The following is a 26473-nucleotide window of genomic DNA, read 5'->3' on the forward strand; positions in this document are numbered from 1 at the left end:
AGTGCTGAAAGATCCGCAAAAGAAGGCCATTCAGGCCGCCTACAGCCAGTTTTTAAACGGCCGTGAGTTGAAAGCCCGCTACGGCCAGAAGCTGATGGTAGCGGCCATCGCCCGCACGCTCGGCGGTATCGCCCAGGACAGCAGCGGAGCGCGGGACGCGGAAAAAACCGATGGCGAGCATATCTGTGTGGTGGAGGGCGGCACCGGCACCGGCAAGACGGTTGCCTATTTGCTGGCCGCCATCCCGCTGGCGGAGGCCAGTGACAAAACCCTGGTGGTGTCCACCGCGACGGTGGCGCTCCAGGAGCAACTGGTACACAAGGACCTGCCCGAGGTGGCCCAGTACAGCGGCCTGCAGTTCGATATCAGCCTCGCCAAGGGGCGGGGACGCTATCTCTGCCTGAGCAAACTGGACCAGTTGCTGTCGAGTTTCTCGCCGGATACACAGGCGTTCAATATGGGCCTCTACCCGGACGAGCAGCCCCAGCAGCCGGATGAGGCCGGCGTCAAGCTCTATCGCAGCATGGCCGACCAGCTGGCCTCCGGCGCCTGGGACGGGGATAGGGACAACTGGCCCGACACCATTGCGGCGGCCGACTGGAGCCACATTACTACCGATCACCGCCAGTGCAGCGGCCGGCGCTGCCAGCATGTGAGCAAGTGCAGCTTCTTTCGCGCCCGGGAGAGCCTGGGTAAAGCCCGGGTGATAGTGGCGAATCACGATCTGTTGATGGCGGATCTGGCCCTTGGGGGAGGAGCCATTCTGCCACCCCCGGAAGAGAGCATCTATGTGCTGGACGAGGCGCACCACCTGCCGGAAAAGGCCTTGAGCCACTTTTCCCACCACAGTCGCATCGGTGCCTCCAGCGGCTGGCTGGACCAGGCCAACAAGAATCTCGCGCAGATGCTGGCTGAGATTGGCGATGGCGGCGATCTGGATCGGTGCGGGGAGCAGCTGCCGGCGGCAATGGCGTCCGCGAAGCAGGGCCTGGAGCAAATGTGGCCGCTGATTGAGCAGATTTGTGAGTTCGAGGATCAAAGGGCCCGCGGTGCCAGCGCGAGGTATCGCTTTGACGGCGGTGTGGTGCCGGAGCCTTTGATGCAGCTGGCGGAAAAGTTGCGCGAGGAGTTTGACCAGCTGCACGACCTGCTGGGCAAAATGCTGCAGACTGTCCAGCGACTGCTGGAGGATCCCTACAGCCCGGTGCCGGAGGTGGATTTACAGCGATGGTATCCAGTGCTTGGCAGCTGGCACGGTCGGGGCGAGGCCAACCTGCTGCTGTGGGCCAGCTACGCGCGGGCGGATGAAGCCGGGTCCGTGCCCCGGGCGCGCTGGGTAACGCTGGTGGAACGGAGTGGCGGCATAGACTTTGAGGTATGTTGCTCGCCGATTCTCGCGGGCGATACACTGAACCACAGCCTCTGGCGCCGCTGCTATGGCGCCGTGCTCACCTCCGCGACACTGACCGCCCTGGGGCGTTTCGACCGCCTGAAAATGCGTGCGGGCACCCCCGACAGCGCCACTTATCTGGTGGTGCCCAGCCCATTCGATTTCTCCCGCGCGACTTTACAGGTGCCGGCCAGTGCCGTGGATGCGGGTGACAGTGACCGCCACACGGATGCGGTGGTGCGGGCTCTGCCGCAAATTCTGGAGGAGTCGGCGGGAGCACTGGTGCTGTTTTCGTCACGGCGACAGATGGAAACGGTGTGCGAGGCTCTGCCCGATGACTGGCGTCAGCGAATACTGATGCAGGGACAAAAGTCCCGTCGGCAGCTGCTGGAAATGCACCGGGAGGTGGTGGACAGCGGCGGCCACAGTGTCCTGTTTGGGCTCGCCAGCTTCGCCGAGGGGCTGGACCTGCCGGGCGCTTATTGCCGGCATGTGGTGGTGGCCAAGCTGCCATTTTCAGTGCCTGATGATCCGATCGATGCGGCATTGGCGGAGTGGGTCCAGACCCGTGGAGGCAACCCTTTCATGCAGATTACAGTGCCGGATGCAGCGTTGAAGCTGGTCCAGGCCTGTGGACGCCTGTTGCGTACCGAGGTGGACAGCGGCACTGTGACCCTGCTGGACAGACGTGTTGTCAGCCGGCGCTACGGGCGCGCGATGCTCGATTCGCTGCCCCCTTTCAGCCGTCATATCGAGTAGCGGGACGGCTCACTCCGGGGGCGCTGTGAACCGTTAACCCTAGCAGGGATCGTCGAATTGATTGTGAACAGGCTGCGGGAATACCCTGATGGATGAAATCTATATGGAGCTGGCCGATCAGCTGTTGCGGCTGGAGGCGGAGCTGCGACGGCTGAAGCTGTGGTCATTGGAAAGGCCCACGGCGGAGGCGCTCGCAAGCACCGAACCCTTTTGCCTGGACACTCTGACGCTGCCGCAGTGGCTGCAATTTGTGTTCCTGCCCCGTATGCGCCAACTGGTGGAGTCGGGACAACCGCTGCCCCAGCGGTGCGGTATCGCACCTGTGGCGGAGGAGTTTTTCGAAAACAGCGGTCGTTTTCACGCCCTGATCGAGCAGCTGCGGGAAATAGACCGGCGCCTGGAGCGCGGCCCGGGAACTGTTTGAGCCATGGTTTGTGATCAACGTCATAGATCCCGTCAAAGAGGGAGTGCCATCTTCGATTGTCCGTAGCGCCGGCTATGGAGGGCGGCTGTTCAGCTGAGGGTCCGATGCGGTAACATCGGCCCCCTGTCCAGATCGGAGCAGGGCATTCCCCCAAGATGACCAACAGGGAGAGGCCGGATTGCGATCCAAGCGCAAGGATGGTCACAATAATCGGTCGTTAAGGTAGTAGGTAAGAATGCGAAACTTTTCTCATCTGTGGTTGGTGCTGGCTGCCCAGTTGCTGGCTGGCTGTGAATCGCTGCATATGCCCTGGCAGCAGCCCGCTCCCGCATCCTCTGCCAGCGCGGTAGCGGGTGAGCCCGGCCGGACTTCTGCCCCGGGTGTGCAGTGCCCGGCCCAGGAGCCGGTGGTCTGTGCCGAGCCGGAAGTGAAAGTGGTCGAGCGGGTGATCGAACGAACCCACGAAAAAATAGTCGAAGTGCCCGTCGCCAAAGACAAACTGGTGTTGGGTGCGGTTGAGCGCTTCGCAATCGAACCCGGCGGGGTGATTCTCGATTCGCTGATCGACACAGGGGCTGCGACCTCTTCGCTGAACGCCCAGGAACTTACCCACTTTGAGCGGGATGGCAAGGAGTGGGTGAGGTTTTTACTGCCGCCCGGCGGCGGTGGGGAAAATCGGGTTGTGTCCATCGAGTTGCCGGTCAAACGCTATGTCCGCGTGGCCCGCCCCGGCTTTGATCGTCAGCGCCGCCCCATAGTGGACTTGAGCCTGAATGTCGGCCAGGTGACCCATATGGTGGAGGTGAACCTGACTGACCGCAGCGACGCCAACTACCCATTGCTGGTGGGACGCAATTTTCTCAAGGATTCTGCGGTGGTGGATGTCAGCCGGCGCCATGTGCAGGGCACGCCACAATTGCCGGAGAGCAAATAACACTGAATGAGTTTTGGAGGGCCGCAATATGACGGGGTCCTCTCACTGTTGGGGAATGGCGAATGTCGCCGCGCGCACAAGTATATGTTCTCGCTGCTCTGCTGGCGCTCATGGGGGCCGGCCTCACCATCTACAAAAATCGCCAACTGGGTTTTCCGTTACTGCCGGGAGAGTACCGCACCGTATGGACCATAGAGGCCAAGGTGCGTTTCACCGCCGAGGGCGGCCCGGTAAAGGCGGCGCTGACCCTGCCGCGGGCTCAGCGCAATATGGAGGTGCTGGCGGAAACCTTCAGCTCCTCCGGCTTCGGCTTTAACGTTATCCGCGACAACGATGAGTACCGGGCCGTGTGGTCCCGCCGGCAGGCCTCCGGCAGCCAGTCCCTGTTCTACCAGCTGGACGTGTACCAGACCCCGGGAGTAGCACTGGATCAGCCACTGGACCTGAGTACCGAGGTGGACCGGCCTTTCCTCGGTGCGCGCGAACAGGAGGCGGTGCGCCAGGCAATTTATTCGCTGGTGGACACAGCGCGGGAGCGGTCCGCGGATACCGAGACCTTTACCACCCAGCTGCTCACCGATTTGGCTGATACCGGCAACCAGGATCGCAATATGATCTTTGGTTTCTATAAAAACCGCTCACTGGTGGATGTGGCCCTCCTGGTACTGGCCGCAGCGGATATTCCCGCGCACCGAATCCGCGGTCTTTATCTGGAAGATGATCGTCGCCGTCTCGACCCGCAGGATTTACTGGAGGTTTACGACGGCGAGCGCTGGGTGGTGTTCGAACCCATCACCGGTTCACCCGGTTTGCCGAAAAATTTCTTTATCTGGCAACGCGGTGGCAAAAGCCTGCTGGACGTCGAGGGCGGCCGGAACTCCCGCGTGACATTCTCGGTAATCGCCAACGACGTGCCGGCCCGCGATGTGGCCATGCTGGGTACCAGTCGGGAGCGGGAAGCACTGGTGGACTTCTCCATTTACAGCCTGCCGATCGAGCAGCAGAGTATTTTCAAACTGATACTACTGGTTCCGGTGGGGGCGCTGGTGGTGGTGTTACTGCGGGTGTTTGTCGGCTTGCGCACTTCCGGGACCTTTATGCCGGTGCTGTTGGCAATTGCTTTCATCGAAACCCGCCTGGTGACCGGCCTTAGTATTTTTACCCTCATCCTGATGTTGGGGCTGTGGGTCCGTTTTTATCTCAGCCGCCTCAATCTGTTGCTGGTGGCGAGGATCGCCGCGGTGGTGGTTACGGTAGTGATACTGATGGGGGCTATCAGTGTGGTGAGCTACAAGCTGGGTATAGAACAGGCGCTGACAGTCACCTTCTTCCCGATGATTATTCTGGCGTGGACAATCGAACGCATGTCGATCGTCTGGGAGGAAGACGGTCCCTACGAAGTGGTGGTACAGGCAGGTGGCAGTCTGCTGGTGGCGGTCTTGGCTTACTGGGTAATGACCAACCGGCTGGTGGAACACCTGACTTTCAATTTCCCCGAGCTGCTCCTGGTGCTGCTGGCGATGATTCTGGTGATTGGCAACTACACCGGGTTCCGCCTCGGCGAGTTGGTGCGTTTTCGCCAGCTGGTGCGGTAAATGCGCGGCTTCTCCCTCAGGCACCTGCTGGTCAAGGCCCGCGGTGGCATGGTTTCGCCCCAGGCGCTGCAGCGCCTGGGCGTGCTCGGCATGAATGCGCGCAATGTGGACTATATCGCCCGCTATAACGACCGGGACAAGTATCCCATCGTCGACGATAAGCTCAATACCAAGCGCGCCGCCAAAAGGGCGGGGATTCCGGTACCGGAGCTGATTGATGCATTTGAGGTGCAGCCGAGCCGCTCGCGGGTAATGGCGGTGATAGAGCCCCTGTGGCAGTTTGTGATCAAGCCGGCGCGGGGCTCCGGCGGCAAGGGAATTCTGGTGATCGTCGGCCGCGAGGGAGACAAGTACCTCAAACCGTCCGGGGCCCAGGTCAGCGCTCTGGATATTCTCCGACACGTCAGCAATATCCACAGCGGACTCTACAGCCTGGGCGGAAAGCCGGACCGGGTTATGATTGAGGCACTGGTGGATTTCGACCCGGTGTTCGACAATTATTCCGTTGAAGGCGTCCCGGATATCCGCGTGATTGTCTTCCGGGGCTTTCCAGTCATGGCGATGCTGCGCTGCTCCACACACGATTCCGACGGCAAGGCCAACCTCCACCAGGGTGCGGTGGGGGTGGGAATTGACCTCGCCACCGGGCGGAGCTGCCACGCGGTGCAGCGCGGTTTGCGCATCAGCAAACATCCGGATACGGAAATGCGGTTCGATGCACTGCAGGTACCCGGCTGGCGCGATTTGGTGCGCCTTGCCGCCAGTTGTTACGAAATGACAGGGCTCGGCTATCTGGGTTGCGACATTGTGCTGGATCGCAAACGCGGGCCTCTGCTGCTGGAGGCGAATGCGCGACCGGGCCTCGCCATTCAAATCGCCAATGGCGCCGGACTGCGCACCCGCCTGGGCCTGATCGAGGCCATGGAGCTGGAGCAGCTGGAAAAAAATGTGGACGAGCGCGTCATCTATGCCATGCACCAATTCGCGGGCGCCGGAGAGAGCTGATCACCCGGTTTGCGGTCGCGCGCCCCGATAGCCACACAAATAAAGTAACGCCGTCTTCTGGATTCTGATATGGGGTTAAAACTTTCACCGCTGGCCCGCCGTCCTCTTGCCCTGCTGTTGCTGCCCCTGGCGGTACCGGTGTGCGCCGATTATCCGGCCCCGGAGCTGGTCACAGTGACTGCCAGCCGCGAGCCGCGCCCCCTGGGTGAGCTTGCCGCCAGCCTCTCGGTTGTTTCCGGGGAAGAGCTGCTGCAGTCCGCGGCGGTGCATGTCAGTGAGGCACTGGCTGGGCAGGCCGGAGTCTGGATCAATCGCGGCAATGGCCAGGAACATCTGACGGCCATCCGCTCCCCCGTTTTGACCGGCGCGGGCAGTTGTGGAGCCTTCGCGGTGGTGGAGGACGGTGTGCCGGTACGGGCGACGGGCTTCTGTAACGTCAATCAACTGTTCGATGTCAATACCGAGCAGGCGGCGCGCATTGAAGTACTGAAGGGGCCGGCCCCCGTTCTTTACGGTTCCGATGCCCAGCATGGTGTGATCAATGTGCTGAGCGGCGATCCACTGGCTAACACCGGCGATCTGACCTTTGAATTGGGCCCCAGTGACTATCGCAGGGTCAAACTGAACCAGGGCGCTGTTAATGGTAGCCACGCCTTTGGCATTGCAGTCAATGGGACAGGTGATGGTGGTTTTAAGCGGGACTCCGGTTTCGACCAGCAGAAAATGACCGGCCGCCATGACTATGTGGGTGCGGATATCAGCGTGCGCACTTTGTTGAGCGTCAATAACCTCAACCAGGAGACAGCCGGCTATGTCTACGGACGGGACGCCTATAAAGACGCGGCCCGCAAACGGGAAAATCCCAACCCGGAAGCCTTTCGCGACAGTCGTTCGGTGCGGCTGCAAAGCCGGTTCGAATTGTCCGGGGAGGGCGGTGACCTTTGGGTGCTGACGCCCTACGCCCGCTACACCGATATGGCTTTTCTGATGCACTTTCTGCCCGGTACGCCACTGGAAGAGAACGGACAGCGAAGCTTGGGATTGCAGAGCGCTTATGTGGGCGATCTCTCAAATGCGCTGACAGCCACCCTCGGTTTTGATCTTGAGGCTACCGATGCCTGGTTGCGGCAGTCCCAAGAAGAGGGGTTTTCCGTCTTTCCCGCGGGCAGGCAGTATGATTATCGGGTCAGTGCTTTGGTTGCCGCCCTGTTCGGCAGCTTCGACTATGAGTTGTCCGATGTTTCCCGCGCGACATTCGGGGCCCGCCACCAGATATTGCGCTACCGCTATGACAACCGTATGCAGGACGGCGATACCGGCGAAGACGGATCCGTTTGCATCAGCAGTTTTACCGGTGCGGAAGGTTGTCGCTACTCGCGGCCCGCAGACCGGCGGGATCTGTTTGAAAATACCTCCGTGGAGTTTGGTCTGGTGCATGAGTTCAGCCCCGTGCTAGCGGGTGTTGCCAAGATGGCGCGGGGTTACCGGGCACCCCAGGCGACGGAACTGTACCGGTTGCAAAATGGGCAGAGGCGCGCGGACCTGGATGCCGAGTCCATCGATAGTGTGGAGTTTGGGCTGAGAGGGGGCGGCGACACACTGCAGTTCCATCTGGTAACTTTTTACCAGGAGAAGAAAGATGTGGTTTTCCAGTCGTCGGACCGGTTGAATCTCAGTGATGGCGCCACCCGGCACTATGGATTCGAATACGATCTGCGCTGGCAGCTGCCGCGCAACTGGCGGCTCGCTTTCACCGGAACTCTCGCCCGCCACCGGTACACGGCCGATGTGACGACGCCCGGCAGTAACGACCTGATCGAAACTGCGGGCAACGACATAGATACCGCGCCGCGGCGACTGTTTGCCGTCCGCCTGGGTTGGGAGCCGTCACAGTCGACACAGGCGGAGTTGGCCTGGGATCATACGGGCGCCTATTTTACCGATATTGAGAATCGGTACCGCTACGATGGTCACGAGCTGCTCACTCTGCGCTTACGCCAACAGTTGTCCGAGCGCGCAACCGTCGGTGTGCGGGTGCGCAATCTGGCGAATGTGGATTACGCGGAAAGGGCAGACTTTTCGCGCCTGGGGGGTGGGGAGCGCTACTTTATTGGCGAGCCACGCAGCGTCTATGTGGACTTGAGTCTGGCACTGTGAAAGTTGCGGCGGTTGTGCGCAGTGCCTGTGTCGCTTTCTTCAGTAGCCCCGGCGGCATTGGCTGCCGCACGGGAGTATGATCGAGGGACAAGAAAGCACGGGGCCAAGAGCGGTCCCGCCTGCCGGCACGGATTAAAGGGTCAGCTTCCGGAGAGGGCTGAGGGACATAGGTGAAACTGTTCAATCATGATATTGAGGCGCTTGCGCTGCATTTTCAGGCTGTATTCCAGTTCTTTGACCCGGGTACGAATCGCGGCGGTTTCCCACTTGGCCAGCAGGCGTTCGCGGGCGTTTTCGTAGCGGCGGGACTGTAGCTGTTTCCACTCGGACAGTGCGGCTGAAAACTGCTGAGCCTCTTTTTCCAACAATTCACGCCAGCTCTCTTTATGGTTCGATTGCTGCAGTTTACGTTCCGCCCGCTTGAACTGCATGGACAGCATGGCCCGCTGGACGCGCATCGCCGGTATGGTCTTAAGGTTGCGTGCCAGTCCCAGCCAGCTGGCGGTTTTGATCAGCCATTTGGTGGGATCCCACTGATACCAGCGCACACCGTTGCGGTAATCGGTTTGAAAAATATGGTGGTAGTTGTGGTAGCCCTCACCAAAGGTAAAAAAAGCCAGAACGCCGTTATCCCGCGCACTGTTTTCATCGGTGTAAGGGCGCTGTCCCCACATATGGGCCAGGGAATTGATAAAGAAAGTGGTGTGATGGTTCACAACAATGCGCAATACACCCGCCAGCAGCATCATGCCGACAATATCACCGGTGGCCCAGCCCAACAGCAGTGTGAGACCCACATTCATAACCAGGGTGATGGGGATATAGTGATTGTGTTGCCACATAACAATCTTATCCCGTTGCAGGTCCTTGACGTTGTCAAAGTCCACTTTACCGCTGGGATATTGCCGCAACATCCAGCCGATATGAGAGAACCAGAAGCCGCGACTGGCGGAGTAGGGGTCGAGACCATCGTCATCCACATGGCGGTGATGGCGGCGGTGGTCGGAACTCCAGATCAGGACGCTGTTCTGCAGTGCGGCGGCTCCAAACAGGGCGTACAGCAGGCGCAGAGACCAGTGGGCATCATAGGTGCGGTGTGACCAGAGGCGATGGTAGCCAGCGGTAATGCTAAATCCGCACAGTGCCCCGTAAACCGCAAAAGCCAGCCACTGATACCAGTGGTAGCCCACCATTACACCATACAGGGGCACCAGGATCAGCGCCGCCAGAGCGGTGCCGGCAAAAAGAATGGTTGTGACCCAGATGCGGGGTGCCTCAGTGAAAGCGTTCATGCAGTAACCTTGTTTTTAATACTCTGGTAACACCTGTCGTCCCGTATTCCGGTTGCGCCACTGATATTTCAAAGCACTGTTGTGCGTGGACGACGGGTCGGAAATATTTCGCTTGTGGAGACAGTTGACCCCTGGGCGGAATCCTAACCCATCCCCGAAGCCAGCACATCCCCGCGCTGCGGAAATTTGAACTTGAGTACCACCTACTCCCATGCCTGGGCAGAGCTGAAATGGGCATGACTATTTGGTCGGGTTTGTGCACCGAAATTTGCAGGTAAAGTACCCGCGTATAGTTGTGAAAATATCCACCCTATTCAGTCGTCGGCTCAATGCCCATAAGTTGGCGCCAAATCCCAAGTGAGCCGCCAGCGCCTGCAAATACTGACCGGAAAGTCTGTTGCTGGCCTTGATGGCGGCTTCTACTGCTGACTGGGACTTTTGTTTTAATGCGAATAGTGCTTCACTTGGAGGCACAAAAAGCAAAAAAAGCGCACCCTCCACTGTGTCCAGACAAGCTCCCCCAACACAAGCTCGCGACCTCTTTGCGCTGGCTTCAGGTAATGAGGCACCTGATTCGCCCGCCCTACAACTGGATCGACTGTGCCGGCTGTTGGACGATGGCAATTGCGGGGTTTGGGAATGGAGACCCAAAACCGGGCAGGTCAACACCAGTGGGCATCTGTGGTCCAGTTTGGCGGAGAGGGGACTGGCGGGTATCGAGAGCCTGTGGAGCGAAACGCCTCCCCGCTGGGTCGGGGTCGAATACCGCCAGAAACTGCAGACATTTTTCCGCCGTCTGGGCGCGGGGGGGAACGTCGCGGCTTTATCGTTTTGCGCCGGTGACCCGCGGAATGGCGAGCATTGGCTGCGTATCTGGGGGACCAGCCTCGGGAGTGACGGCACCTATGTAGTGGGTGGCTTCAGCGATCTCACGGCGGTTTGGTCCCAGTGCCGTGGCCCCGCTGTGGCGCAGGAATCTGCGCTGCAGACACTCACAGGTGTCGGCGACGGAATCTGGGAATGGGATCTGAGCGCCGACCAGATCCTGCTGGATGCCCGCGGCTGGGCCATAGTGGGTTATGACAGTGCCAACCTGGCCACGGATGCCTGCTCCCGGTCCGGTCTGTGGAAGCGCAGTATATTGCCCGACGATCTCCCCTTGGTGGAACAGGGGTTGCTCAGCCACCTGCAGGAGAAAGCGCCGCTGGACCTGGAGTTCCGCATGTGGCACCGGGACGGAAGTATTGTCTGGGTACGATGCCGGGGCCGGGTGCAGGGGGATGGAGATGAGGGGCCGGAGCGTGTGGTGGGCCTGGTGCAGGATGTTACGGCGAAGCGTGTGGCACTGGAGCGCGCTGAACGGGACCTGCAGCGCCAGCGGGAATTGAGCAAAAATACCTCTGAGCTGATGGTCAGCCTGGGGCACGAACTGCGCACGCCCCTAAACGCGATTCTCGGCTACAGCAAGGTGGTCGAGCAGGACCAGAGCCTCAACCCGGATCAGCGCCAGCGGCTGACAGAAATCCGCCGCGCCGGCCAACATCTGTTGCATCTGGTAGGGGACGTTATGGAGTTGGCGCGGATCGACAGTCAGCGCCTGGCGCCGTCTATGGAGCCTATCCAGCCGGTGCCCCTGGTGGCCGACTGTATGCGGCTGTTGGAACCACTGGCGGAAACGCGCCGGGTGAATCTGATTTTTGAGCCCCTCGGCTGGGAGCGGGCCCACATTTGTGCCGATCCGGTTCGCTTCAAGCAGGTGGTCCTGAATCTCGCCGGCAATGCGGTGAAATACAATCGCGAAAATGGCCGGGTGGTGATCAACTTCGTCCCCCAAGCGGAGGGTTGGTTGAGACTGAGCATCCTGGACACCGGCCGCGGTATCCCCAAGCATAAGCGCAGCGAGGTATTTGAGCCTTTCAACCGGTTGGGGGCCGAGAAAGGTCATATCGAGGGCACTGGCGTCGGACTGGCGATTGCCAAGCGCCTTACTGAGGCCATGGGTGGGCGTATCGACTTCGAAAGCCTCGAAGACCAGGGTTCCATTTTTTGGATAGAGTTCCCACTGATCGGCGCTCCGGCGGAAACAATCAAAATACCCCCGACGCCGGTGGAAGTGGAAGTGCCGCCCTCCTGTCGTATCCTACAGGTGGAGAACCGCCCGCGGGAAACCGAGCGTTTGCAAAAAATGCTGGCGGGCTTTTCCCATGTCCAGCATTTGGTGGCCGGGGATGCCGTGGAGGCAATATTTGTGGCGCGCACCCGCCGGCCCGATGTGGTTTTGTTGGACATGGCGATGCCGGGACTGTCGGCGCAGGAGATAGCGCGCATTCTCAGCAATGATCCGGCCACAACCGATATTCGTTGCGTCGCCGTCGGGGACTATTCAGGTGGGGACTGTGTCGCCTGGCTGCCCCAGAACTTTCCCCTGGCGCAGCTGTGCAAAGTGCTGGAGACCAGTATCGCCTCCGGGGAATGTTGATTTGGGCCAGCACCGCAAGGTCCACCGCGAGGTCTCCAATGGGCTGCGGAGGTCCGGAGCGGTGGACGGTTATCAATTTTACGGGCTTCACTGGTCCGGCAACTCGCCCGGTTAGCGAACCCCGTTCAGGTGTTTGCCGACGATCTGCAGCAGCGGCTTGAATACCCTGGGCGTACCGCACACCAGGTGGCCCGAGTCCAGGTAACTCTCACCACCGTGGAAATCACTGATCAGTCCGCCCGCTTCTTTCACCAGCAGCGCGCCGGCGGCGATATCCCAGGTGTTCAGGTGCATCTCCCAAAAACCGTCGAAGCGTCCGGCCGCCACATAGGCCAGGTCCAGTGCCGCTGCACCGGGCCTGCGGATGCCGGCGGTCTGCCGGGCAATTTCCTTCAGGGCGGTCAAATAGGGGTCGACGTTTTCCAGCGCCGGGCCGCTAAACGGAATTCCAGTGCCGATCAGACCACCGCGCAAACCCTGGCGGCCGGAAACGCGGATACGGCGGCCATTCAGTGCCGCCCCCCGACCGCGGCTGGCGGTGAATTCCTCGCGCTTTATCGGGTCGAGCACGACCGCGTGTTCGATTCTGCCGCGGTAGCGGCAGGCGATAGATACGCAGAATTGCGGCACGCCGTGGATAAAGTTGGTGGTCCCGTCCAGGGGATCAATGATCCACTCGTATTCGGGTTCGGCGCCCTCGTGCAGACCGCTTTCCTCCGCGCGTATGCTGTGTTTGGGGTAGGCCTTGCGCAGGTGGTAGATAATCTCCCGCTCACTGGCCCGGTCCACATCGGTGACGAAATCGTTGCGACCCTTCTCCTCCAACTGGGTCAGGTCGCTGCGCTCCCAGGCCCGTTCAATCAATTCTCCGGCTTTGCGTGCCGCGCGCAGGGCGATATTCAGCATGGGTTCCATAACTCTTCCGCACTCAGTGGTTGATGGGGTTAAAAAGCGGGAGATTGCCAGGGGTGGCCTCCGGCCCCGGGCCAGCCGGGGTGCGTGGATTGTAGGGATTCTCGTGTATATTTGCTACACTCGCGCGCCCGCAAACCCCATTAATTGGTCTCTGTACCCTGTCCACGCCTTATGGTTAAGTCCGCTCCCGATAGTATTCGCTTCGTGTTGGTCAACAGTGCTCACCCCGGCAACATAGGTGGCGCCGCCCGCGCGCTCAAGAATATGGGCCTGAAGCAGCTGTATCTGGTTGCGCCGCGGGAGTTTCCCGCCGCGAATGCGATCTGGCGCGCCGCCGGTGCCGCGGATCTTCTGGATACCGCGGTGGTTGTGGAGACACTGGAGGAGGCGGTGGCCGACTGTGGCCTGGTGGTGGCCACCAGCGCGCGCGAGCGACGTATCCCCTGGCCCATGCTGACGCCGCGGGAATGCGGTGCCCGGGCAGTGGCGGAGGCGGTGGTGCACCCGGTGGCAGTGGTGTTCGGCCGCGAGGACCGGGGGCTCACCAATGAGGAACTGCAGCTGTGTAATTTCCACGTGCATATTCCTTCGAATCCGGATTACAGCTCCCTGAATCTCGCCGCGGCGGTACAGGTGCTGGCCTACGAGGTGCGCATGGCCGCGCTGGAGAAAGAGCAGGGTGGCCAGCTCAGCTACGCGGAATGGGACAGGCCGCCGGCCAAATCCAGCGACATGGAACTCTATTTCGACCATTTGCAGCGGGCTTTGACGGAACTGGGTTTTATCGATCCGGACAATCCGCGCCAGACAATGGCCCGCTTGCGTCGACTGTTCAGTCGCGTGCGTCCCGACGATATGGAGCTGGGCATACTGCGCGGGATGCTGACGGCCATCCAGAACCATATCCATCGCAGCGGCGGGCGGGGCAGGCCCGGGGGGGATGCTGTCGACGGATAGTGCGCCACCAGTTCCAGAAACACTGCAGTCAATACCTGACTGATTTGCCCGGTTATATACTTGACTGCGGTAGTGGGTTATTCCATACTCGCATCCAATTCAAAGGGCCGTCAATCAGTCGGGAGTGCGAATGCGTTTGACAACCAAAGGCCGTTACGCGGTCACGGCGATGCTGGACCTGGCGCTGCACATGGATCGGGGGCCTATCAGCCTGGCGGATATTTCCAAGCGCCAGGGTATTTCCCTGTCTTATCTGGAACAGCTGTTTTCCCGCCTGCGCCAATCCGGGCTGGTGTCCAGCGTACGCGGTCCCGGTGGCGGTTACCGGCTCGCAAGGGATGCCAAAGAGGTTTTTGTGGCGCAGATTGTCGATGCAGTCAACGAGTCCGTGGATGCCACCAACTGCCGTGGTAACAATGACTGTGCCGCGGGAGAGCAGTGCCTGACGCACTATCTCTGGTTTGATCTGAGCGAGCAGATCCACAGTTTCCTCAGTGGTATCAGCCTCGCGGACCTGGTGGCCCGCTCCGACGTGCAGGAAGTTGCGCGCCGGCAGGACAAGCGCGATGAGACGCCGGAAGAAAGGGTGGCGGTGATTGGCAGTCTGCAGTAAGTTGCGCGCCGGCCCCGCGTTGAAAGTTTGCAATCGAGAGCACATTGAAACCGCCGCTAAAGTGCGCGGAGAGAGATATCTATGAAGCTTCCCATCTATCTGGATTATTCCTCCACCTGTCCCGTGGACCCCCGGGTCGCCCAAAAGATGGCGCAACAGCTCACTATGGAAGGTAACTTCGGCAACCCCGCTTCCCGCTCGCATATTTATGGCTGGAAAGCCGAAGAGGCGGTGGAGGACGCGCGCCGCCATGTGGCCGAGCTGATCAACGCCGACCCCCGCGAGATCGTCTGGACCAGCGGCGCCACCGAGGCGGACAATCTGGCGATCAAGGGAGCCGCCCATTTTTACCAGGGCAGGGGCAAGCACATCATTACCTCCAAGGTCGAGCACAAGGCGGTGCTGGATACCTGTCGGCAACTGGAGCGGGAGGGGTTCGAAGTCGATTACCTGAGCCCGCGCGCCGACGGCATAGTCCACCCGGAGCAGGTCGAGGCGGCGCTGCGCGAAGACACCATTCTGGTGAGCCTGATGCATGTCAACAACGAAATCGGGGTCATCAACGACATAGCCGCAATCGGGGAAATCTGCCGGGCGCGCAAGGTCGTGTTTCATGTGGATGCGGCCCAGAGTGCCGGTAAGGTGCCGATTGATCTGGCTACAATGCCAGTGGACCTGATGTCATTTTCCGCGCACAAGATATACGGCCCCAAAGGTATCGGTGCTCTCTATGTGCGCCGCAAGCCGCGGGTGCGTCTCGAAGCGCAGATGCACGGTGGAGGGCACGAGCGGGGGATGCGTTCAGGTACCCTGCCCACGCACCAGATTGTCGGTATGGGCGAGGCATTCCGCATCGCCAAAGAGGAGATGGTGCAAGAGCGTGAGCGTTTGCTGCGCCTGCGCGGCCGCTTCTGGGATCAGATCAAGGATATGGAAGAGGTGCATGTAAACGGCTCCCTGCAGCAGCGCGTAGCCGGCAACCTGAATGTGAGTTTCGCCTTCGTGGAAGGCGAAAGTCTGATCATGTCCCTGAAGGATCTGGCTGTCTCCTCGGGTTCCGCCTGTACGTCTGCCAGTCTGGAGCCCAGTTACGTTCTGCGGGCTCTGGGTGTTGATGATGAATTGGCCCACAGCTCACTGCGCTTCAGTTTCGGACGTTTTACCAGTGAGCAGGATGTGGATACCGCGGCTGCGGAAGTGCGCAAGGCAGTGGAGAAACTGCGCGAGCTGTCGCCGCTTTGGGATATGTACAAAGATGGTGTCGATCTGAGTACCATTGAATGGGCGGCGCACTAAACGCGTAGAGATTTTGGAGAAAAGCCATGGCATACAGCGATAAAGTAATCGATCACTATGAGCATCCGCGCAACGTCGGCCGCCTGGATGACCAAGCGGACAATGTGGGTACCGGTATGGTGGGTGCCCCCGCCTGTGGGGACGTCATGCGGCTGCAGATTCAGGTAAGCGAAGACGGCATTATCGAGGATGCCAAGTTCAAGACATACGGTTGTGGTTCCGCGATCGCCTCCAGCTCACTGCTCACCGAGTGGGTAAAAGGCAAGAGTATCGACGAGGCCGAGCAGATCAAGAACACGGCCATTGCCGAGGAGCTGGCGTTGCCGCCGGTGAAAATTCACTGTTCGGTACTGGCAGAGGATGCGATCAAGGCGGCGGTGCGGGATGTGCGCGAAAAGCGCGACACCAAGACAAAGCAGTCCGCAGCCGGTTAAGCAAGGCGCACCATGGCAGTGACTATGACGGAGGCGGCGCGGGTGCATATCCAGCGCCAGCTCAGCAAACGCGGCAGAGGTATCGGAATTCGCGTCGGGGTAAAAACCGCCGGGTGCTCCGGGCTCGCCTATGTGCTCGAATTTGTGGACGAGACCAACAGCGAAGATGTGATCTTTGAGCAGGAGGGGGTGCAGCTGATTGTGGACCCCAAAAGCCTCGCTTATATCGACGGCACCGAGCTGGATTTTGTCAAAGAGGGTTTGAACGAGGGTTTTACCTTCTCCAATCCAAACGTGAAAAATGAGTGCGGATGCGGCGAGAGTTTCCACGTGTGAAACTCGATGTTCCAGGTTGCCGGGCCGGGTGCGAGGGAGCATGCCGGCCTTTTTTGTACGGTGCACCGACGCGGTAAAAGTCGTCTGGGGCGGGGTTTTGACCAGCACTTGGATGGGTGGACTGATGGGCCTTCAACAGAATTTTTTCGAGATATTTGGTCTGCGGCCGGGCTTTGCGGTGGACCGCTCGAGGCTCGCTGCACGTTACCGGGAACTTCAGCGACAATTCCATCCGGACAAGTATGCGGCGCACTCGGACCGGGAACAAATGCTGGCTATGCAATATGCGGCGCGGATCAACGAGGCCCACAACACGTTGCGCGATCCCGTGGCGCGCGCCGCCTATCTGCTGCAACTGGCGGGGGTGGAGATGGGGCCCGATCAGACCACTTCAGATGCCGCTTTTCTGATGCAGCAAATGGCGCTGCGGGAGCGGCTCGAAGAGATACCTGCGGCACCCGACCCCACAGCTGCGCTGCGGGCACTGGAGCAAGAGGTGCAAGCACTGCGCGCAGCGGATGAGGAGTGCTTTGCCCGGGGATACAGTGGCGGTGACTTGCCGGCGGCGAGGGACTCCCTGCTGCGATTGCAGTTTCTCGCCAAGCTGCAGCGGCAGGTGGAGGAGTTGGAAGAGGATTTACTGGATTGACGATGGCACTACTGCAGATTTCCGAGCCCGGCCAGACCCCGGAACCCCACCAGCACAAGCGCGCGGTCGGCATTGACCTGGGCACCACCAATTCGCTGGTGGCGACAGTGCGCAATGGCGATGCCGAGGCCATTGCGGCCACCGATGGCAGTGTCATTCTGCCGTCCGCAGTGCACTACGCCGGCGACGGCACCACCACAGTGGGCGCGTCGGCGCGCCGGGGCGCGGCCAGCGATCCCCGCAACACCCTGCTGTCGGTCAAGCGATTGATGGGGCGTGGCCGGGAGGACCTGCAGAGCCTCGGCGACCGGTCGCCCTATCAATTGGCGGATACAGAGGGCGGTATGGTGGCGATCGAGACCGCCTCCGGCACCGTCAACCCGGTGCAGGTTTCCGCGGAAATTCTGCGTGTGCTGGCAGCCCGCGGCAGCGAGGCGCTGGGTGGCGCCCTGGATGGCGCTGTGATCACTGTCCCGGCCTATTTTGATGACGCCCAGCGCCAGGCCACCAAGGATGCGGCGCAGCTGGCGGGGTTGCATGTGCTGCGCCTGCTGAACGAGCCCACCGCCGCCGCGGTCGCCTACGGTCTGGACAAAGGGCAGGAGGGGGTGATCGCGGTGTACGACCTGGGCGGTGGCACTTTTGACATCTCCGTCCTGCGCCTTTCCCGCGGCATTTTCGAGGTGCTGGCCACCGGTGGTGACACCGCCCTTGGGGGCGACGATTTTGACCGCACCATCGCCGACTGGATTGCCGGGCAGGCCGGTCTGCAAGCGGATTGCGACGCTCTCGCCCAACGGGCACTGCTGGACTGTGCCTGTGCCGCCAAAGAGGCACTGGCCCAGTGCGAGCAGGTGGAGATCGACTATGGCCAGTGGCGCGGTGTCCTGAACCGCAGTGAACTGGCGGCAATGCTGGACCCCATGATCGACCGGACACTGCGCGCCTGCAAGCGCGCGCTCCGCGACGCCGGGATCGGGCCCGGTGCAGTACAGGAGGTGGTGCTGGTGGGAGGGTCCACCCGCACTCTGAGAGTACGCGAGCGGGTGGAGGAGTTCTTTGGCCGCGCCCCACACCTGGATATTGACCCGGACCGGGTTGTGGCCATCGGCGCCGCACTGCAGGCGGATGTGCTGGTGGGCAATAAATCCAACGACGATCTGTTGCTGCTGGATGTTATCCCGCTGGCCCTGGGCATAGAGACCATGGGTGGCCTGACGGAAAAGCTGATCCCCCGCAATACCACTATCCCGGTGGCCAAAGCGCAGGAATTCACCACCTTCAGGGACGGCCAGACCGCCATGTCCATTCATGTGGTGCAGGGCGAGCGCGAACTGGTGGAGGACTGCCGTTCACTGGCGCGGTTCGAGTTGCGGGGAATTCCGCCCATGGTAGCCGGTGCGGCCCATGTCCGCGTGACCTACCAGGTGGACGCCGACGGTCTCCTGTCCGTCACCGCTGTGGAAAAGAGCAGTGGGGTCAGCGCCGATATTGCGGTCAAGCCGTCCTATGGTCTGCAGGACGCCGACATTTCCCGCATGTTGCGGGACTCCTACCGGCATGCCCAGGAGGATGTGGCGGAGCGGGCCCTGCGCGAGGCGCGAGTGGAGGCGGAGCGGGCCCTGGAGGCCCTGCTGGCGGCGCTGCGGGAAAACGGCGCCGAACTGCTTCAGGAGGAGGAGATAGGGCGCCTCGAGCGGGATATGGAAGCCCTGCGGCTGGCTCACCGGGGCAGCGATGCGGAGGAGATCCGCCGGCGCATTGAGGCGCTGAATCAGGTGTCTGAAGTCTTCGCGGCGCGGCGTATGGACACATCGATCAAGCGCGCCATGCGGGGCCATACGCTGGATGAATTTGACCAATAAGTGGTGCGGAGCCCGCCTCCGCAGAGTGACCTGAGAGAGTCGGAAGCCTATGCCGAAGATAGTGTTTTTGCCCCATGCGGAGATCTGCCCAGAGGGCAAGGTGATCGAGGTGGACAGTGGCGTGAGTATCTGTGATGCCGCCCTGGCCAATGGGATAGAGATTGAGCACGCCTGTGAGAAGTCCTGTGCCTGCACCACCTGCCATGTGATAGTGCGCGAGGGATTCGATTCCATGGAAGAGCCGGACGAGTTGGAGGAGGATCTGCTGGACAAAGCCTGGGGATTGGAGCCGGATTCGCGTCTTTCCTGCCAGGCCATAGTGGAAGGAGAGGACCTGGTGGTGGAGATTCCCAAGTACACGATCAACCAGGTGTCGGAAAAACATTGAGTGACAGGCTGCCGGAACTGCCGAGGAGTTCACGATGAAATGGACAGATATCAACGAAATCGCCATAGAGCTGGTGGAGACCCGTCCGGACACAGATCCGCTGGCGGTCAATTTCGTTGACCTGCGCGCCTGGGTCATGGCCCTGCCCGGATTCGATGATGACCCCGACCGCTGTGGTGAGAAGATCCTCGAAGCGATCCAGGCGGCCTGGATCGAGGAGGCCGAGTAAGCTGCTCTTCCGCCTTGTGCCGTTAATCTGGGGGGGGCAGTGCGCACCCCCGGCGCTCAAGTGACGGCCCCATTGTTTCACCGGCCCCCGCGGGGCAATAGTACAAACTTCGTGCACTAGGGCGTATAATCCGCCGTCCGTAACTGGCGGCGGACTGTCCCCGGTACCAAACCGGACGGTTCAATGCGCACACAGAATTCCAACGAGAGCAACTGCGGTTGCTCTTTTTGTACTTGCAACCTATTAATCGGAGATCAACATGGCCCTGCAACGCACTCTTTCCATCATCAAGCCCGATGCGGTCGCCAAGAACGTAATTGGTGAGATTGAAAGCCGCTTTGAAAAGGCGGGCCTGCGAATCGTCGCCATGAAAATGCTGCATCTGTCGCGGGAGAAGGCTGAGGGCTTTTACGCTGAGCACAAGGAGCGCCCCTTTTTCGGGGATCTGGTGGACTTTATGACTTCCGGACCGGTGGTGGTCCAGGTTCTGGAAGGTGAGAATGCGATTGCGGCAAACCGCGACCTGATGGGCGCGACCAACCCCAAAGAAGCTGCGCCGGGCACCATCCGCGCCGACTTTGCCCAGAGCATTGACGCCAACGCAGTGCACGGCTCCGATTCCGCCGAGTCGGCGGCGCGGGAGGTGAGCTATTTTTTCGCCGCCGATGAGGTTTGCCCGCGCGGCTAGAGGCGCCTGAGCACCGGCTTGTCTGAGCCGGTGCGATTCGCCCCCGAGGTGACTGCATGAACGAAGCACAAGCGGAAAGAACCAATTTGCTGGGCCTGTCGCTGGATAAGCTGGCAGAATTTTGCGTGTCCCTGGGGGAAAAGCGCTTCCGCGCTGTACAGCTGCTGAAGTGGATGCACCAGAGTGGCGTCGACGACTTTGCCGAGATGACCAATGTCAGCAAAGCCTTGCGTCACAGGCTGGCCCAGGTGGCCGAAATTCGCGCGCCCGAAGTATTGGGGCAGTGGGATTCCGCCGATGGCACGCGCAAGTGGCTGATCGGGGTTGAGGGTGGCAATGCGGTGGAGACCGTCTATATCCCCGACGGTGACCGCGGCACGCTTTGCGTTTCCTCGCAGGTGGGCTGCGCGCTGGACTGCAGCTTCTGCGCCACTGGCAAGCAGGGTTTCAACCGCGACCTGAGTGCGGCGGAGATCATCGGTCAGGTGTGGATCGCCTGTAAATCCTTCGGCCAGTTGCAGCCCGGCGGGCCGCGCAAGGTGACCAATGTGGTGATGATGGGCATGGGTGAGCCACTGCTCAATTTCGACAATGTGGTCGACGCCATGAACCTGATGATGGAGGACAATGCCTACGGGATTTCCAAGCGCCGTGTGACCCTGAGTACCTCCGGGGTGGTGCCGGCGCTGGATAAACTGGCGGATGTCACCGATGTGAGTCTGGCCATCTCCCTGCACGCGCCCAACGATGCACTGCGCGATCAACTGGTGCCCATCAATCGCAGATATCCCATAGCCATGCTGTTGGACAGCGCCAAGCGCTACATTGAGCGCATGCCCGACACCCATCGCAAAATGACCATCGAATACACGCTGATGCGGGAGGTCAACGACCGCCCCGAGCACGCCCAGCAGCTGGCGGAGCTGTTGCGAGATGTGCCCGTCAAGATAAATCTGATACCCTTCAATCCATTCGAGCTGTCCGACTACCAGCGGGTCGGGAATAACGCTTTGCGACGCTTTCAACAGATTTTGCTGGACAAAGGTTATACCGTAACTGTGCGCACCACCCGCGGTGACGACATAGCGGCGGCCTGTGGCCAGTTGGCCGGCAATGTGAACGACCGCACGCGCCGCTCAGAGCGCTACCGCAACACTGAGCAACCGGTCCGTATCCTGGGCTAGGACTGGGGCAATACCGGAGGGAGCCGGTCTCTGCACCCGGCAGAGGCCGTAGAGTCAGTGTAGTGCTAGGGCCTGTTCACACTAACGGAGTTGGCCCTGTTGTGACAGAAAAGGTGCCAATCGAGGCAAGAGGAGCGCGGTTTGGTTGTTCCAAATGAGCGACGAGCAACGAAGAGTGGCGCCTTTTCCGGTACAACCCGAAGGGCTGCCCCTGGTTTCGCGCCCTGCGGTGTTAGAAATTGCTTATGTGGACCCACCACACTGCGCAATTCCTGCCTTGCAGGCCACAAAACCTGAAGCAGCAGGGCTATCTCAGTTAGTGTGAACAGGCCCTAGTGTCGCCGCCGCGAATGCCGAATAATGCGGGCATGCTGTGCCGCTATACAACAACACCAATCAAACAGAACAGGGACAGGCTGTTTGGTCGCCGGATTAATAATTAAGGTGATGCAGCAGTGTTAGCCAAGATCTGTTCCCCCGCCCTGATATTAGTATTGCTCAGTGCCTACCTGGGTGGCTGTGTGACCACCGGGCTGCCGGAGCGCGAAGTGGACCTGGACAAGGCCCTGAAAACCCATGTGCAGTTGGGTTTGCGCTATCTGCAAAGTGGCGATAACCGTGAAGTCGCCCGCTATCATTTCAACAAGGCCCTGGAGTTGGGCAAACGCAATCCCCAGGCGCACCACGGCCTGGCGCTGCTGTATCAGGCCGACGGCGAACTGGCGGTGGCCGAGTCCCATTTCAAGAAAGCCCTGCGCTACGACTCGCACTTTTCCATGGCGCGGACCAACTACGGGGTGTTTCTCTATCAGCAGGGGCGCTTTCGCGAAGCCCGCGAGCAGTTTCAGATAGCCTCTGAGGATCTCACCTACAACCGGCGCTCCTACGCACTGACCAATCTCGGTCGCGCGTCGCTGAGCCTCGGCGATGTGGTGGCGGCCGAATCGGCGTTTTCCCGCGCGCTGGGACTGGATCCGGATCTGCCCCAGGCGCTGCTGGAACTGGCAGAACTCAGGTTTGACAGCGGCAACTACCCCGAGGCCAAGAAGTTTCTGGACCGCTACAGTGCCCACCATCGCCAGGTGCCCCAGTCTCTGTGGTTGGGCGTGCGTATCGAAAAAATCTTCGGCAACAGGGACAAAGAGCGGAGTTACGCGCTGGCGTTGAAAAACCTCTATCCCTATTCTGCGGAGGCGCTGGAATACCAGAAGATGACCGCCAATGACGGATAAGATTGCAGATACAGAGCAAAGTCAGGCCGCCAGCGGCACCACACCCACGCTGGACAATTCCCCCGGCAGCCAGTTGCGCCGCGCGCGCGAGCAGGCGGGGATAAGCCTGCCGGAGCTGGCCCGCTGCCTGTGCATGACCTGTGACAAACTGGAGTGGCTAGAGCGGGATGAGTATGAGCTGTTGCCCGCGCCCATCTATGTGCGCGGCTATATCCGCAATGCCTCCAAGGAGCTGGGTATCGATCCCGGGCCGGTCTTGCAGGCCTACTCCGGTTATAGCGCCGCCGAGCAGCAGAGTCGTGCAATCGTCGAGCACGTGCGGCGCGGGCCGGTGGTGGAGACGCGCAAGAGCCACCTAACCTGGTTGCCGCTGCTATTGGTAGCGGGTGCCATTTACTGGTTTTACGGCCGCGATATGGCACCGGATGCCGGTTACGCTGTGGAGGCCGTCAGCGACCTGCAGGGGGAGTTCGGCGCCGCGCCGGCGGAACCCGGCCCATCGGCGACTCTCCCCCAACGCGACAGCCCTGAAGCCTCTACAGCGGTTGTGGCATCAACAGACAGACCCTTGGCGGAGCCGGATACTGGGACTGTGCCCGGCGGGCAGGCGCAGCCGCCGCTGCCGGACGAGCCGGAGAGTGCCGTTTTGCCGGTGACATCCACGTCCGCCGAAGACTTGCCGGCGCCGGCGTCCACAGAGGCGCGGTTAGCTCCGCCTGCCGGGGCGGAATCGGGGGAGGTCGGACCCCTGCAGTTGAGATTTGCCGAAGAGGCGTGGATAGAGGTCAGGGACGCCACCGGTGCCGTGCTGCTGGCAAAGTTGCAGGCCGCCGGTTCCCGCTTGAGCCTCCAGGGCACGCCGCCGTTCCAACTGATGCTGGGCAATGCCGCCGCCACCGAGGTGCGCTACCTCGGTGAGCTGATTGCCAGTGACCCCATCGGCGGCCGTCGTACCCGCCGGCTGACTGTAGGGGAGTAGCTGGTCCCCTGTCGCCTGGGCACAGGCCGCCAGCCGCTGCCACCGGTGGCGGCGGCCATCGAATTTCATGCCGACAGGCCCTATAATTCCCCCCGCAAAAATCCAGTCCGTAAACCGCCGGGTGAAAAGCCTATGCAATTTGAGTCACCTATTGTCCGCCGCGTGTCGAGCCAGATAATGGTGGGCAAGGTGCCCGTTGGCGGCGGCGCCCCCATATCGGTGCAGAGCATGACCAACACAGATACCTGTGATGTGGCTGCCACTGTGGGACAGATTCAGCGTCTGGAGCAGGCGGGAGCGGATATAGTCCGCGTATCCGTGCCGACCATGGATGCCGCTGAGGCCTTTGGTGCAATCAAGCGGCAGGTGGAAGTTCCGCTGGTGGCGGATATCCACTTCGATTACCGTATCGCCCTGCGGGTGGCCGACCTGGGGGTCGACTGTCTGCGCATCAACCCCGGCAATATCGGCCGCGAGAGGCGGATCCGCGCTGTGGTGGACAAGGCCCGGGACCTGAATATCCCGATCCGGATCGGCGTCAATGCCGGGTCGCTGGAAAAGGATCTGCAGAAAAAATACCGTGAACCCACCCCGGATGCGCTGGTGGAGTCAGCCCTGCGGCATGTGGAGATTCTCAACAGCCTGGATTTCCACAATTTCAAAGTCAGCGTCAAGGCTTCGGATATCTTTATGGCCACGGCTGCCTACCGGGCTTTGGCCCAGCAGATAGAACAGCCGTTGCACCTGGGTATCACCGAGGCTGGCGGTCTGCGCTCCGGCACCGTCAAGTCGGCAATCGGCCTGGGGGCACTGTTGCTGGACGGCATCGGGGACACCCTGCGGGTGTCGCTGGCGGCGGATCCGGTGGAGGAAGTCAAGGTGGGCTGGGACTTGCTGAAGAGTCTGCGCCTGCGCACCAGGGGTATCAACTTCATCGCCTGCCCCAGTTGTTCGCGCCAGAATTTTGATGTGGTGCAAACGGTCAACCAGTTGGAAACGCGACTGGAGGACATAACCGCGCCCCTGGACGTGGCGGTGATCGGCTGCATCGTTAACGGTCCCGGCGAAGCCAGAGAGGCCGATATCGGTTTGGCCGGCGGCGCTCCCAGTCACGCTGTCTACGTCGACGGCCAGCCCAGCCGGAAATTTAACAACGATGACCTGGTGGACGATCTGGAGCGCCTGATCCGCGAAAAAGCCGCGGCCAAGGCCGAGCGGGAAGCGGACATTATCGCCAAGGCCTAAAGACACTGGCCAAGCGCCGGTGGCATGGTACTCACTAACCCGGTAATCAAGGTTGCCGGGTTAATCGTTTGGCCCCGGCGACCGGATTTATTGCAACATAAGAATTGGGAAACACCGTTGAAACAGCTTCGCGCAATCCGCGGCATGAACGACCTGCTGCCAGACCAGTCACCGGTGTGGCAGTATGTGGAAACCACCCTCAGCGAACTCTTTGGCCGCTACGGCTACAGCGAAATTCGTACCCCTTATCTGGAGGCCACGCAGCTGTTCAGTCGCGCGGTGGGGGAGGCGACGGATATCGTTGAAAAGGAAATGTACACCTTCGATGACAAGAGCGGCGACAGTGTCACTCTGCGCCCGGAGGGTACTGCCGGCACAGTGCGTGCGGCGATCCAGAACAATCTGCTGAATCAACCCCAGCGACTCTGGTACTTTGGTCCCATGTTTCGCTACGAGCGCCCCCAGAAGGGCCGCTTGCGCCAGTTCCACCAGTTTGGCATTGAAGTCTTCGGCATTGCAGGCCCGGATATCGATGCTGAAATTCTGATCATGACCGCGCGCCTCTGGCGCCAACTGGGCATCGCCGACAACCTCAGGCTACAACTCAATTCACTCGGCGACAGCGCCAGTCGCGCGGCCTATCGCGCAGCGTTGGTAGACTATCTCAGCGAACGCCGGGAGCAGTTGGACGAGGACAGCCAGCGGCGGCTGGAGCGCAATCCACTGCGAATCCTCGACAGCAAAAATGACCGGACCCAGGAACTGCTGCAAGCTGCCCCCTGTCTACTGGATTTTCTCGACCGGGAATCTGCGGCGCATTTTGACGACCTGCGCCGGTTGCTGGACGCCGCCGGCGTCGAGTATGAGATCAACCCGCGCCTGGTGCGCGGTCTCGACTACTACGGCAAGACGGTATTCGAGTGGGTCACAGACTGCCTGGGTGCGCAGGGCACTGTCTGCGCCGGCGGCCGCTACGATGGCCTGGTGGAGCAGATGGGCGGCAAGCCGGTTGCTGCGGTGGGCTTTGGCCTGGGCGTCGAGCGTCTGGTGCTGATGCTGGAAACCCTGCAGGCACTGCCCGAATCCCTGCACCAGCAGGTAGACGCCTACCTTGTGGTCGCAGGTGAGGTACAATCAGCCGCCCTGGCGGCGGCGGAAAAGCTGCGCGACGAGCTGCCGTGGCTGCGTCTGCAGACCCATTGCGGTGGCGGCAGCCTGAAAAGCCAGATGAAGAAGGCCGACAAAAGCGGTGCTGACTATGCACTGATTATCGGCCAGGACGAGGCTGCGACGGGGCGGGTGACGGTGAAGGACTTACGCTCCGGCGAACCGCAGCAGACGCTGGCACTGGCGGAACTGCCGGCACTGCTACAGAGTTAGCGGGCCGCCAGACACTGCCGATAAGTATGAGCGGCTGCGGCCGCCTCA

At 60.9% G+C, this 26473-nt stretch carries 24 protein-coding genes; 22 read left to right on the forward strand and 2 right to left on the reverse strand.

Annotated elements, in window-relative coordinates:
* Nucleotide 1: 1 nt before the first annotated feature.
* The 6 genes from dinG to ABVT36_RS01335 all read left to right on the forward strand — a co-directional run bounded on the left by dinG (nucleotide 2) and on the right by ABVT36_RS01335 (nucleotide 8264).
* The gene (gene dinG / locus ABVT36_RS01310) at nucleotides 2-2149 is read left to right on the forward strand and encodes an ATP-dependent DNA helicase DinG (RefSeq protein WP_368455060.1); all 2148 of its coding nucleotides are present in this window, start codon (nucleotides 2-4) and stop codon (nucleotides 2147-2149) included.
* 88 nt (nucleotides 2150-2237) lie between these two features.
* The gene (locus ABVT36_RS01315; protein ID WP_368454896.1) at nucleotides 2238-2573 is read left to right on the forward strand and encodes a YqcC family protein; all 336 of its coding nucleotides are present in this window, start codon (nucleotides 2238-2240) and stop codon (nucleotides 2571-2573) included.
* A 235-nt stretch (nucleotides 2574-2808) separates the two neighbouring features.
* The gene (locus ABVT36_RS01320; RefSeq protein WP_368454897.1) at nucleotides 2809-3507 is read left to right on the forward strand and encodes an ATP-dependent zinc protease; all 699 of its coding nucleotides are present in this window, start codon (nucleotides 2809-2811) and stop codon (nucleotides 3505-3507) included.
* 62 nt (nucleotides 3508-3569) lie between these two features.
* Entirely contained in the window at nucleotides 3570-5102 is a 1533-nt protein-coding gene (locus ABVT36_RS01325) for an inactive transglutaminase family protein (protein ID WP_367148539.1), read from the forward strand.
* Complete coding sequence (locus ABVT36_RS01330) at nucleotides 5103-6107, forward strand: alpha-L-glutamate ligase-like protein (RefSeq protein WP_368454898.1); 1005 nt, start codon at nucleotides 5103-5105, stop codon at nucleotides 6105-6107. It abuts the gene before it with no gap.
* 69 nt (nucleotides 6108-6176) lie between these two features.
* Nucleotides 6177-8264 carry a TonB-dependent receptor gene (locus ABVT36_RS01335; protein WP_368454899.1) on the forward strand — a complete coding sequence of 696 codons (2088 nt, stop codon included), beginning with the start codon at nucleotides 6177-6179 and terminating at the stop codon, nucleotides 8262-8264.
* 140 nt (nucleotides 8265-8404) lie between these two features.
* Here the strand turns inward: ABVT36_RS01335 and ABVT36_RS01340 are convergent, their stop codons facing one another.
* Nucleotides 8405-9556, reverse strand: a complete 1152-nt coding sequence (locus ABVT36_RS01340) for an acyl-CoA desaturase (protein ID WP_368454900.1) — start codon at nucleotides 9554-9556, stop codon at nucleotides 8405-8407.
* Between the two features lie 502 nt (nucleotides 9557-10058).
* On the opposite strand from ABVT36_RS01340, the gene ABVT36_RS01345 reads away from it, so the two are divergent.
* Entirely contained in the window at nucleotides 10059-12035 is a 1977-nt protein-coding gene (locus tag ABVT36_RS01345) for an ATP-binding protein (protein WP_368454901.1), read from the forward strand.
* Nucleotides 12036-12146: 111 nt separating this feature from the next.
* Here ABVT36_RS01345 and ABVT36_RS01350 read toward each other — a convergent pair whose 3' ends face one another.
* The gene (locus tag ABVT36_RS01350; protein ID WP_367148534.1) at nucleotides 12147-12950 is read right to left on the reverse strand and encodes an inositol monophosphatase family protein; all 804 of its coding nucleotides are present in this window, start codon (nucleotides 12948-12950) and stop codon (nucleotides 12147-12149) included.
* A gap of 171 nt (nucleotides 12951-13121) precedes the next feature.
* On the opposite strand from ABVT36_RS01350, the gene trmJ reads away from it, so the two are divergent.
* The 15 genes from trmJ to hisS all read left to right on the forward strand — a co-directional run bounded on the left by trmJ (nucleotide 13122) and on the right by hisS (nucleotide 26425).
* Nucleotides 13122-13907: a tRNA (cytosine(32)/uridine(32)-2'-O)-methyltransferase TrmJ gene (trmJ, locus tag ABVT36_RS01355; RefSeq protein ID WP_368454902.1), complete on the forward strand. Its 786-nt coding sequence runs from the start codon at nucleotides 13122-13124 to the stop codon at nucleotides 13905-13907.
* 130 nt (nucleotides 13908-14037) lie between these two features.
* Nucleotides 14038-14520 carry a Fe-S cluster assembly transcriptional regulator IscR gene (gene iscR / locus ABVT36_RS01360; RefSeq protein ID WP_367148532.1) on the forward strand — a complete coding sequence of 161 codons (483 nt, stop codon included), beginning with the start codon at nucleotides 14038-14040 and terminating at the stop codon, nucleotides 14518-14520.
* 81 nt (nucleotides 14521-14601) lie between these two features.
* Nucleotides 14602-15816, forward strand: coding sequence for an IscS subfamily cysteine desulfurase (locus tag ABVT36_RS01365; protein WP_368454904.1), 1215 nt, complete (start codon nucleotides 14602-14604; stop codon nucleotides 15814-15816).
* A gap of 26 nt (nucleotides 15817-15842) precedes the next feature.
* Nucleotides 15843-16250: a Fe-S cluster assembly scaffold IscU gene (gene iscU, locus ABVT36_RS01370; RefSeq protein WP_368454906.1), complete on the forward strand. Its 408-nt coding sequence runs from the start codon at nucleotides 15843-15845 to the stop codon at nucleotides 16248-16250.
* Nucleotides 16251-16262: 12 nt separating this feature from the next.
* Complete coding sequence (gene iscA / locus ABVT36_RS01375; RefSeq protein WP_367148529.1) at nucleotides 16263-16586, forward strand: iron-sulfur cluster assembly protein IscA; 324 nt, start codon at nucleotides 16263-16265, stop codon at nucleotides 16584-16586.
* 97 nt (nucleotides 16587-16683) lie between these two features.
* Nucleotides 16684-17235, forward strand: a complete 552-nt coding sequence (gene hscB / locus ABVT36_RS01380) for a Fe-S protein assembly co-chaperone HscB (RefSeq protein ID WP_368454908.1) — start codon at nucleotides 16684-16686, stop codon at nucleotides 17233-17235.
* A gap of 2 nt (nucleotides 17236-17237) precedes the next feature.
* Nucleotides 17238-19100 (forward strand): Fe-S protein assembly chaperone HscA, encoded by a 1863-nt coding sequence (gene hscA / locus ABVT36_RS01385; RefSeq protein ID WP_368454909.1) that lies wholly within the window; start codon nucleotides 17238-17240, stop codon nucleotides 19098-19100.
* Between the two features lie 49 nt (nucleotides 19101-19149).
* Nucleotides 19150-19488 (forward strand): ISC system 2Fe-2S type ferredoxin, encoded by a 339-nt coding sequence (gene fdx / locus ABVT36_RS01390; RefSeq protein WP_367148526.1) that lies wholly within the window; start codon nucleotides 19150-19152, stop codon nucleotides 19486-19488.
* Between the two features lie 34 nt (nucleotides 19489-19522).
* Complete coding sequence (gene iscX / locus ABVT36_RS01395) at nucleotides 19523-19717, forward strand: Fe-S cluster assembly protein IscX (RefSeq protein WP_367148525.1); 195 nt, start codon at nucleotides 19523-19525, stop codon at nucleotides 19715-19717.
* A gap of 259 nt (nucleotides 19718-19976) precedes the next feature.
* Nucleotides 19977-20405, forward strand: a complete 429-nt coding sequence (gene ndk, locus ABVT36_RS01400) for a nucleoside-diphosphate kinase (RefSeq protein ID WP_367148524.1) — start codon at nucleotides 19977-19979, stop codon at nucleotides 20403-20405.
* 56 nt (nucleotides 20406-20461) lie between these two features.
* Nucleotides 20462-21589: a 23S rRNA (adenine(2503)-C(2))-methyltransferase RlmN gene (rlmN, locus tag ABVT36_RS01405; protein WP_367148523.1), complete on the forward strand. Its 1128-nt coding sequence runs from the start codon at nucleotides 20462-20464 to the stop codon at nucleotides 21587-21589.
* A gap of 455 nt (nucleotides 21590-22044) precedes the next feature.
* Nucleotides 22045-22821 carry a type IV pilus biogenesis/stability protein PilW gene (gene pilW / locus ABVT36_RS01410; protein WP_368454911.1) on the forward strand — a complete coding sequence of 259 codons (777 nt, stop codon included), beginning with the start codon at nucleotides 22045-22047 and terminating at the stop codon, nucleotides 22819-22821.
* Nucleotides 22811-23800 carry a RodZ domain-containing protein gene (locus tag ABVT36_RS01415; protein WP_368454912.1) on the forward strand — a complete coding sequence of 330 codons (990 nt, stop codon included), beginning with the start codon at nucleotides 22811-22813 and terminating at the stop codon, nucleotides 23798-23800. The genes pilW and ABVT36_RS01415 overlap by 11 nt, the downstream gene beginning before the upstream one ends.
* A 132-nt stretch (nucleotides 23801-23932) precedes the next feature.
* Nucleotides 23933-25045 (forward strand): flavodoxin-dependent (E)-4-hydroxy-3-methylbut-2-enyl-diphosphate synthase, encoded by a 1113-nt coding sequence (ispG, locus tag ABVT36_RS01420; protein ID WP_367148520.1) that lies wholly within the window; start codon nucleotides 23933-23935, stop codon nucleotides 25043-25045.
* Nucleotides 25046-25162: 117 nt separating this feature from the next.
* Nucleotides 25163-26425 (forward strand): histidine--tRNA ligase, encoded by a 1263-nt coding sequence (gene hisS / locus ABVT36_RS01425; RefSeq protein ID WP_368454914.1) that lies wholly within the window; start codon nucleotides 25163-25165, stop codon nucleotides 26423-26425.
* Nucleotides 26426-26473 lie beyond the last annotated feature (48 nt).

The organism is Microbulbifer sp. TYP-18, assembly GCF_040932045.1.
In the GTDB taxonomy this organism is placed as follows: Bacteria; Pseudomonadota; Gammaproteobacteria; order Pseudomonadales; family Cellvibrionaceae; genus Microbulbifer.

Bases quoted from the DNA above. Each gene is read 5' to 3' on its own strand.
- ABVT36_RS01315 (WP_368454896.1), top strand. From the start codon at position 2,238: ATGGATGAAATCTATATGGAGCTGGCCGATCAGCTGTTGCGGCTGGAG.
- ABVT36_RS01320 (WP_368454897.1), top strand. From the start codon at position 2,809: ATGCGAAACTTTTCTCATCTGTGGTTGGTGCTGGCTGCCCAGTTGCTG.
- ABVT36_RS01325 (WP_367148539.1), top strand. From the start codon at position 3,570: ATGTCGCCGCGCGCACAAGTATATGTTCTCGCTGCTCTGCTGGCGCTC.
- ABVT36_RS01330 (WP_368454898.1), top strand. From the start codon at position 5,103: ATGCGCGGCTTCTCCCTCAGGCACCTGCTGGTCAAGGCCCGCGGTGGC.
- ABVT36_RS01335 (WP_368454899.1), top strand. From the start codon at position 6,177: ATGGGGTTAAAACTTTCACCGCTGGCCCGCCGTCCTCTTGCCCTGCTG.
- ABVT36_RS01340 (WP_368454900.1), bottom strand. From the start codon at position 9,556: ATGAACGCTTTCACTGAGGCACCCCGCATCTGGGTCACAACCATTCTT.
- ABVT36_RS01350 (WP_367148534.1), bottom strand. From the start codon at position 12,950: ATGGAACCCATGCTGAATATCGCCCTGCGCGCGGCACGCAAAGCCGGA.
- trmJ (WP_368454902.1), top strand. From the start codon at position 13,122: ATGGTTAAGTCCGCTCCCGATAGTATTCGCTTCGTGTTGGTCAACAGT.
- iscR (WP_367148532.1), top strand. From the start codon at position 14,038: ATGCGTTTGACAACCAAAGGCCGTTACGCGGTCACGGCGATGCTGGAC.
- ABVT36_RS01365 (WP_368454904.1), top strand. From the start codon at position 14,602: ATGAAGCTTCCCATCTATCTGGATTATTCCTCCACCTGTCCCGTGGAC.
- iscU (WP_368454906.1), top strand. From the start codon at position 15,843: ATGGCATACAGCGATAAAGTAATCGATCACTATGAGCATCCGCGCAAC.
- iscA (WP_367148529.1), top strand. From the start codon at position 16,263: ATGGCAGTGACTATGACGGAGGCGGCGCGGGTGCATATCCAGCGCCAG.
- hscA (WP_368454909.1), top strand. From the start codon at position 17,238: ATGGCACTACTGCAGATTTCCGAGCCCGGCCAGACCCCGGAACCCCAC.
- fdx (WP_367148526.1), top strand. From the start codon at position 19,150: ATGCCGAAGATAGTGTTTTTGCCCCATGCGGAGATCTGCCCAGAGGGC.
- iscX (WP_367148525.1), top strand. From the start codon at position 19,523: ATGAAATGGACAGATATCAACGAAATCGCCATAGAGCTGGTGGAGACC.
- ndk (WP_367148524.1), top strand. From the start codon at position 19,977: ATGGCCCTGCAACGCACTCTTTCCATCATCAAGCCCGATGCGGTCGCC.
- rlmN (WP_367148523.1), top strand. From the start codon at position 20,462: ATGAACGAAGCACAAGCGGAAAGAACCAATTTGCTGGGCCTGTCGCTG.
- ABVT36_RS01415 (WP_368454912.1), top strand. From the start codon at position 22,811: ATGACGGATAAGATTGCAGATACAGAGCAAAGTCAGGCCGCCAGCGGC.
- ispG (WP_367148520.1), top strand. From the start codon at position 23,933: ATGCAATTTGAGTCACCTATTGTCCGCCGCGTGTCGAGCCAGATAATG.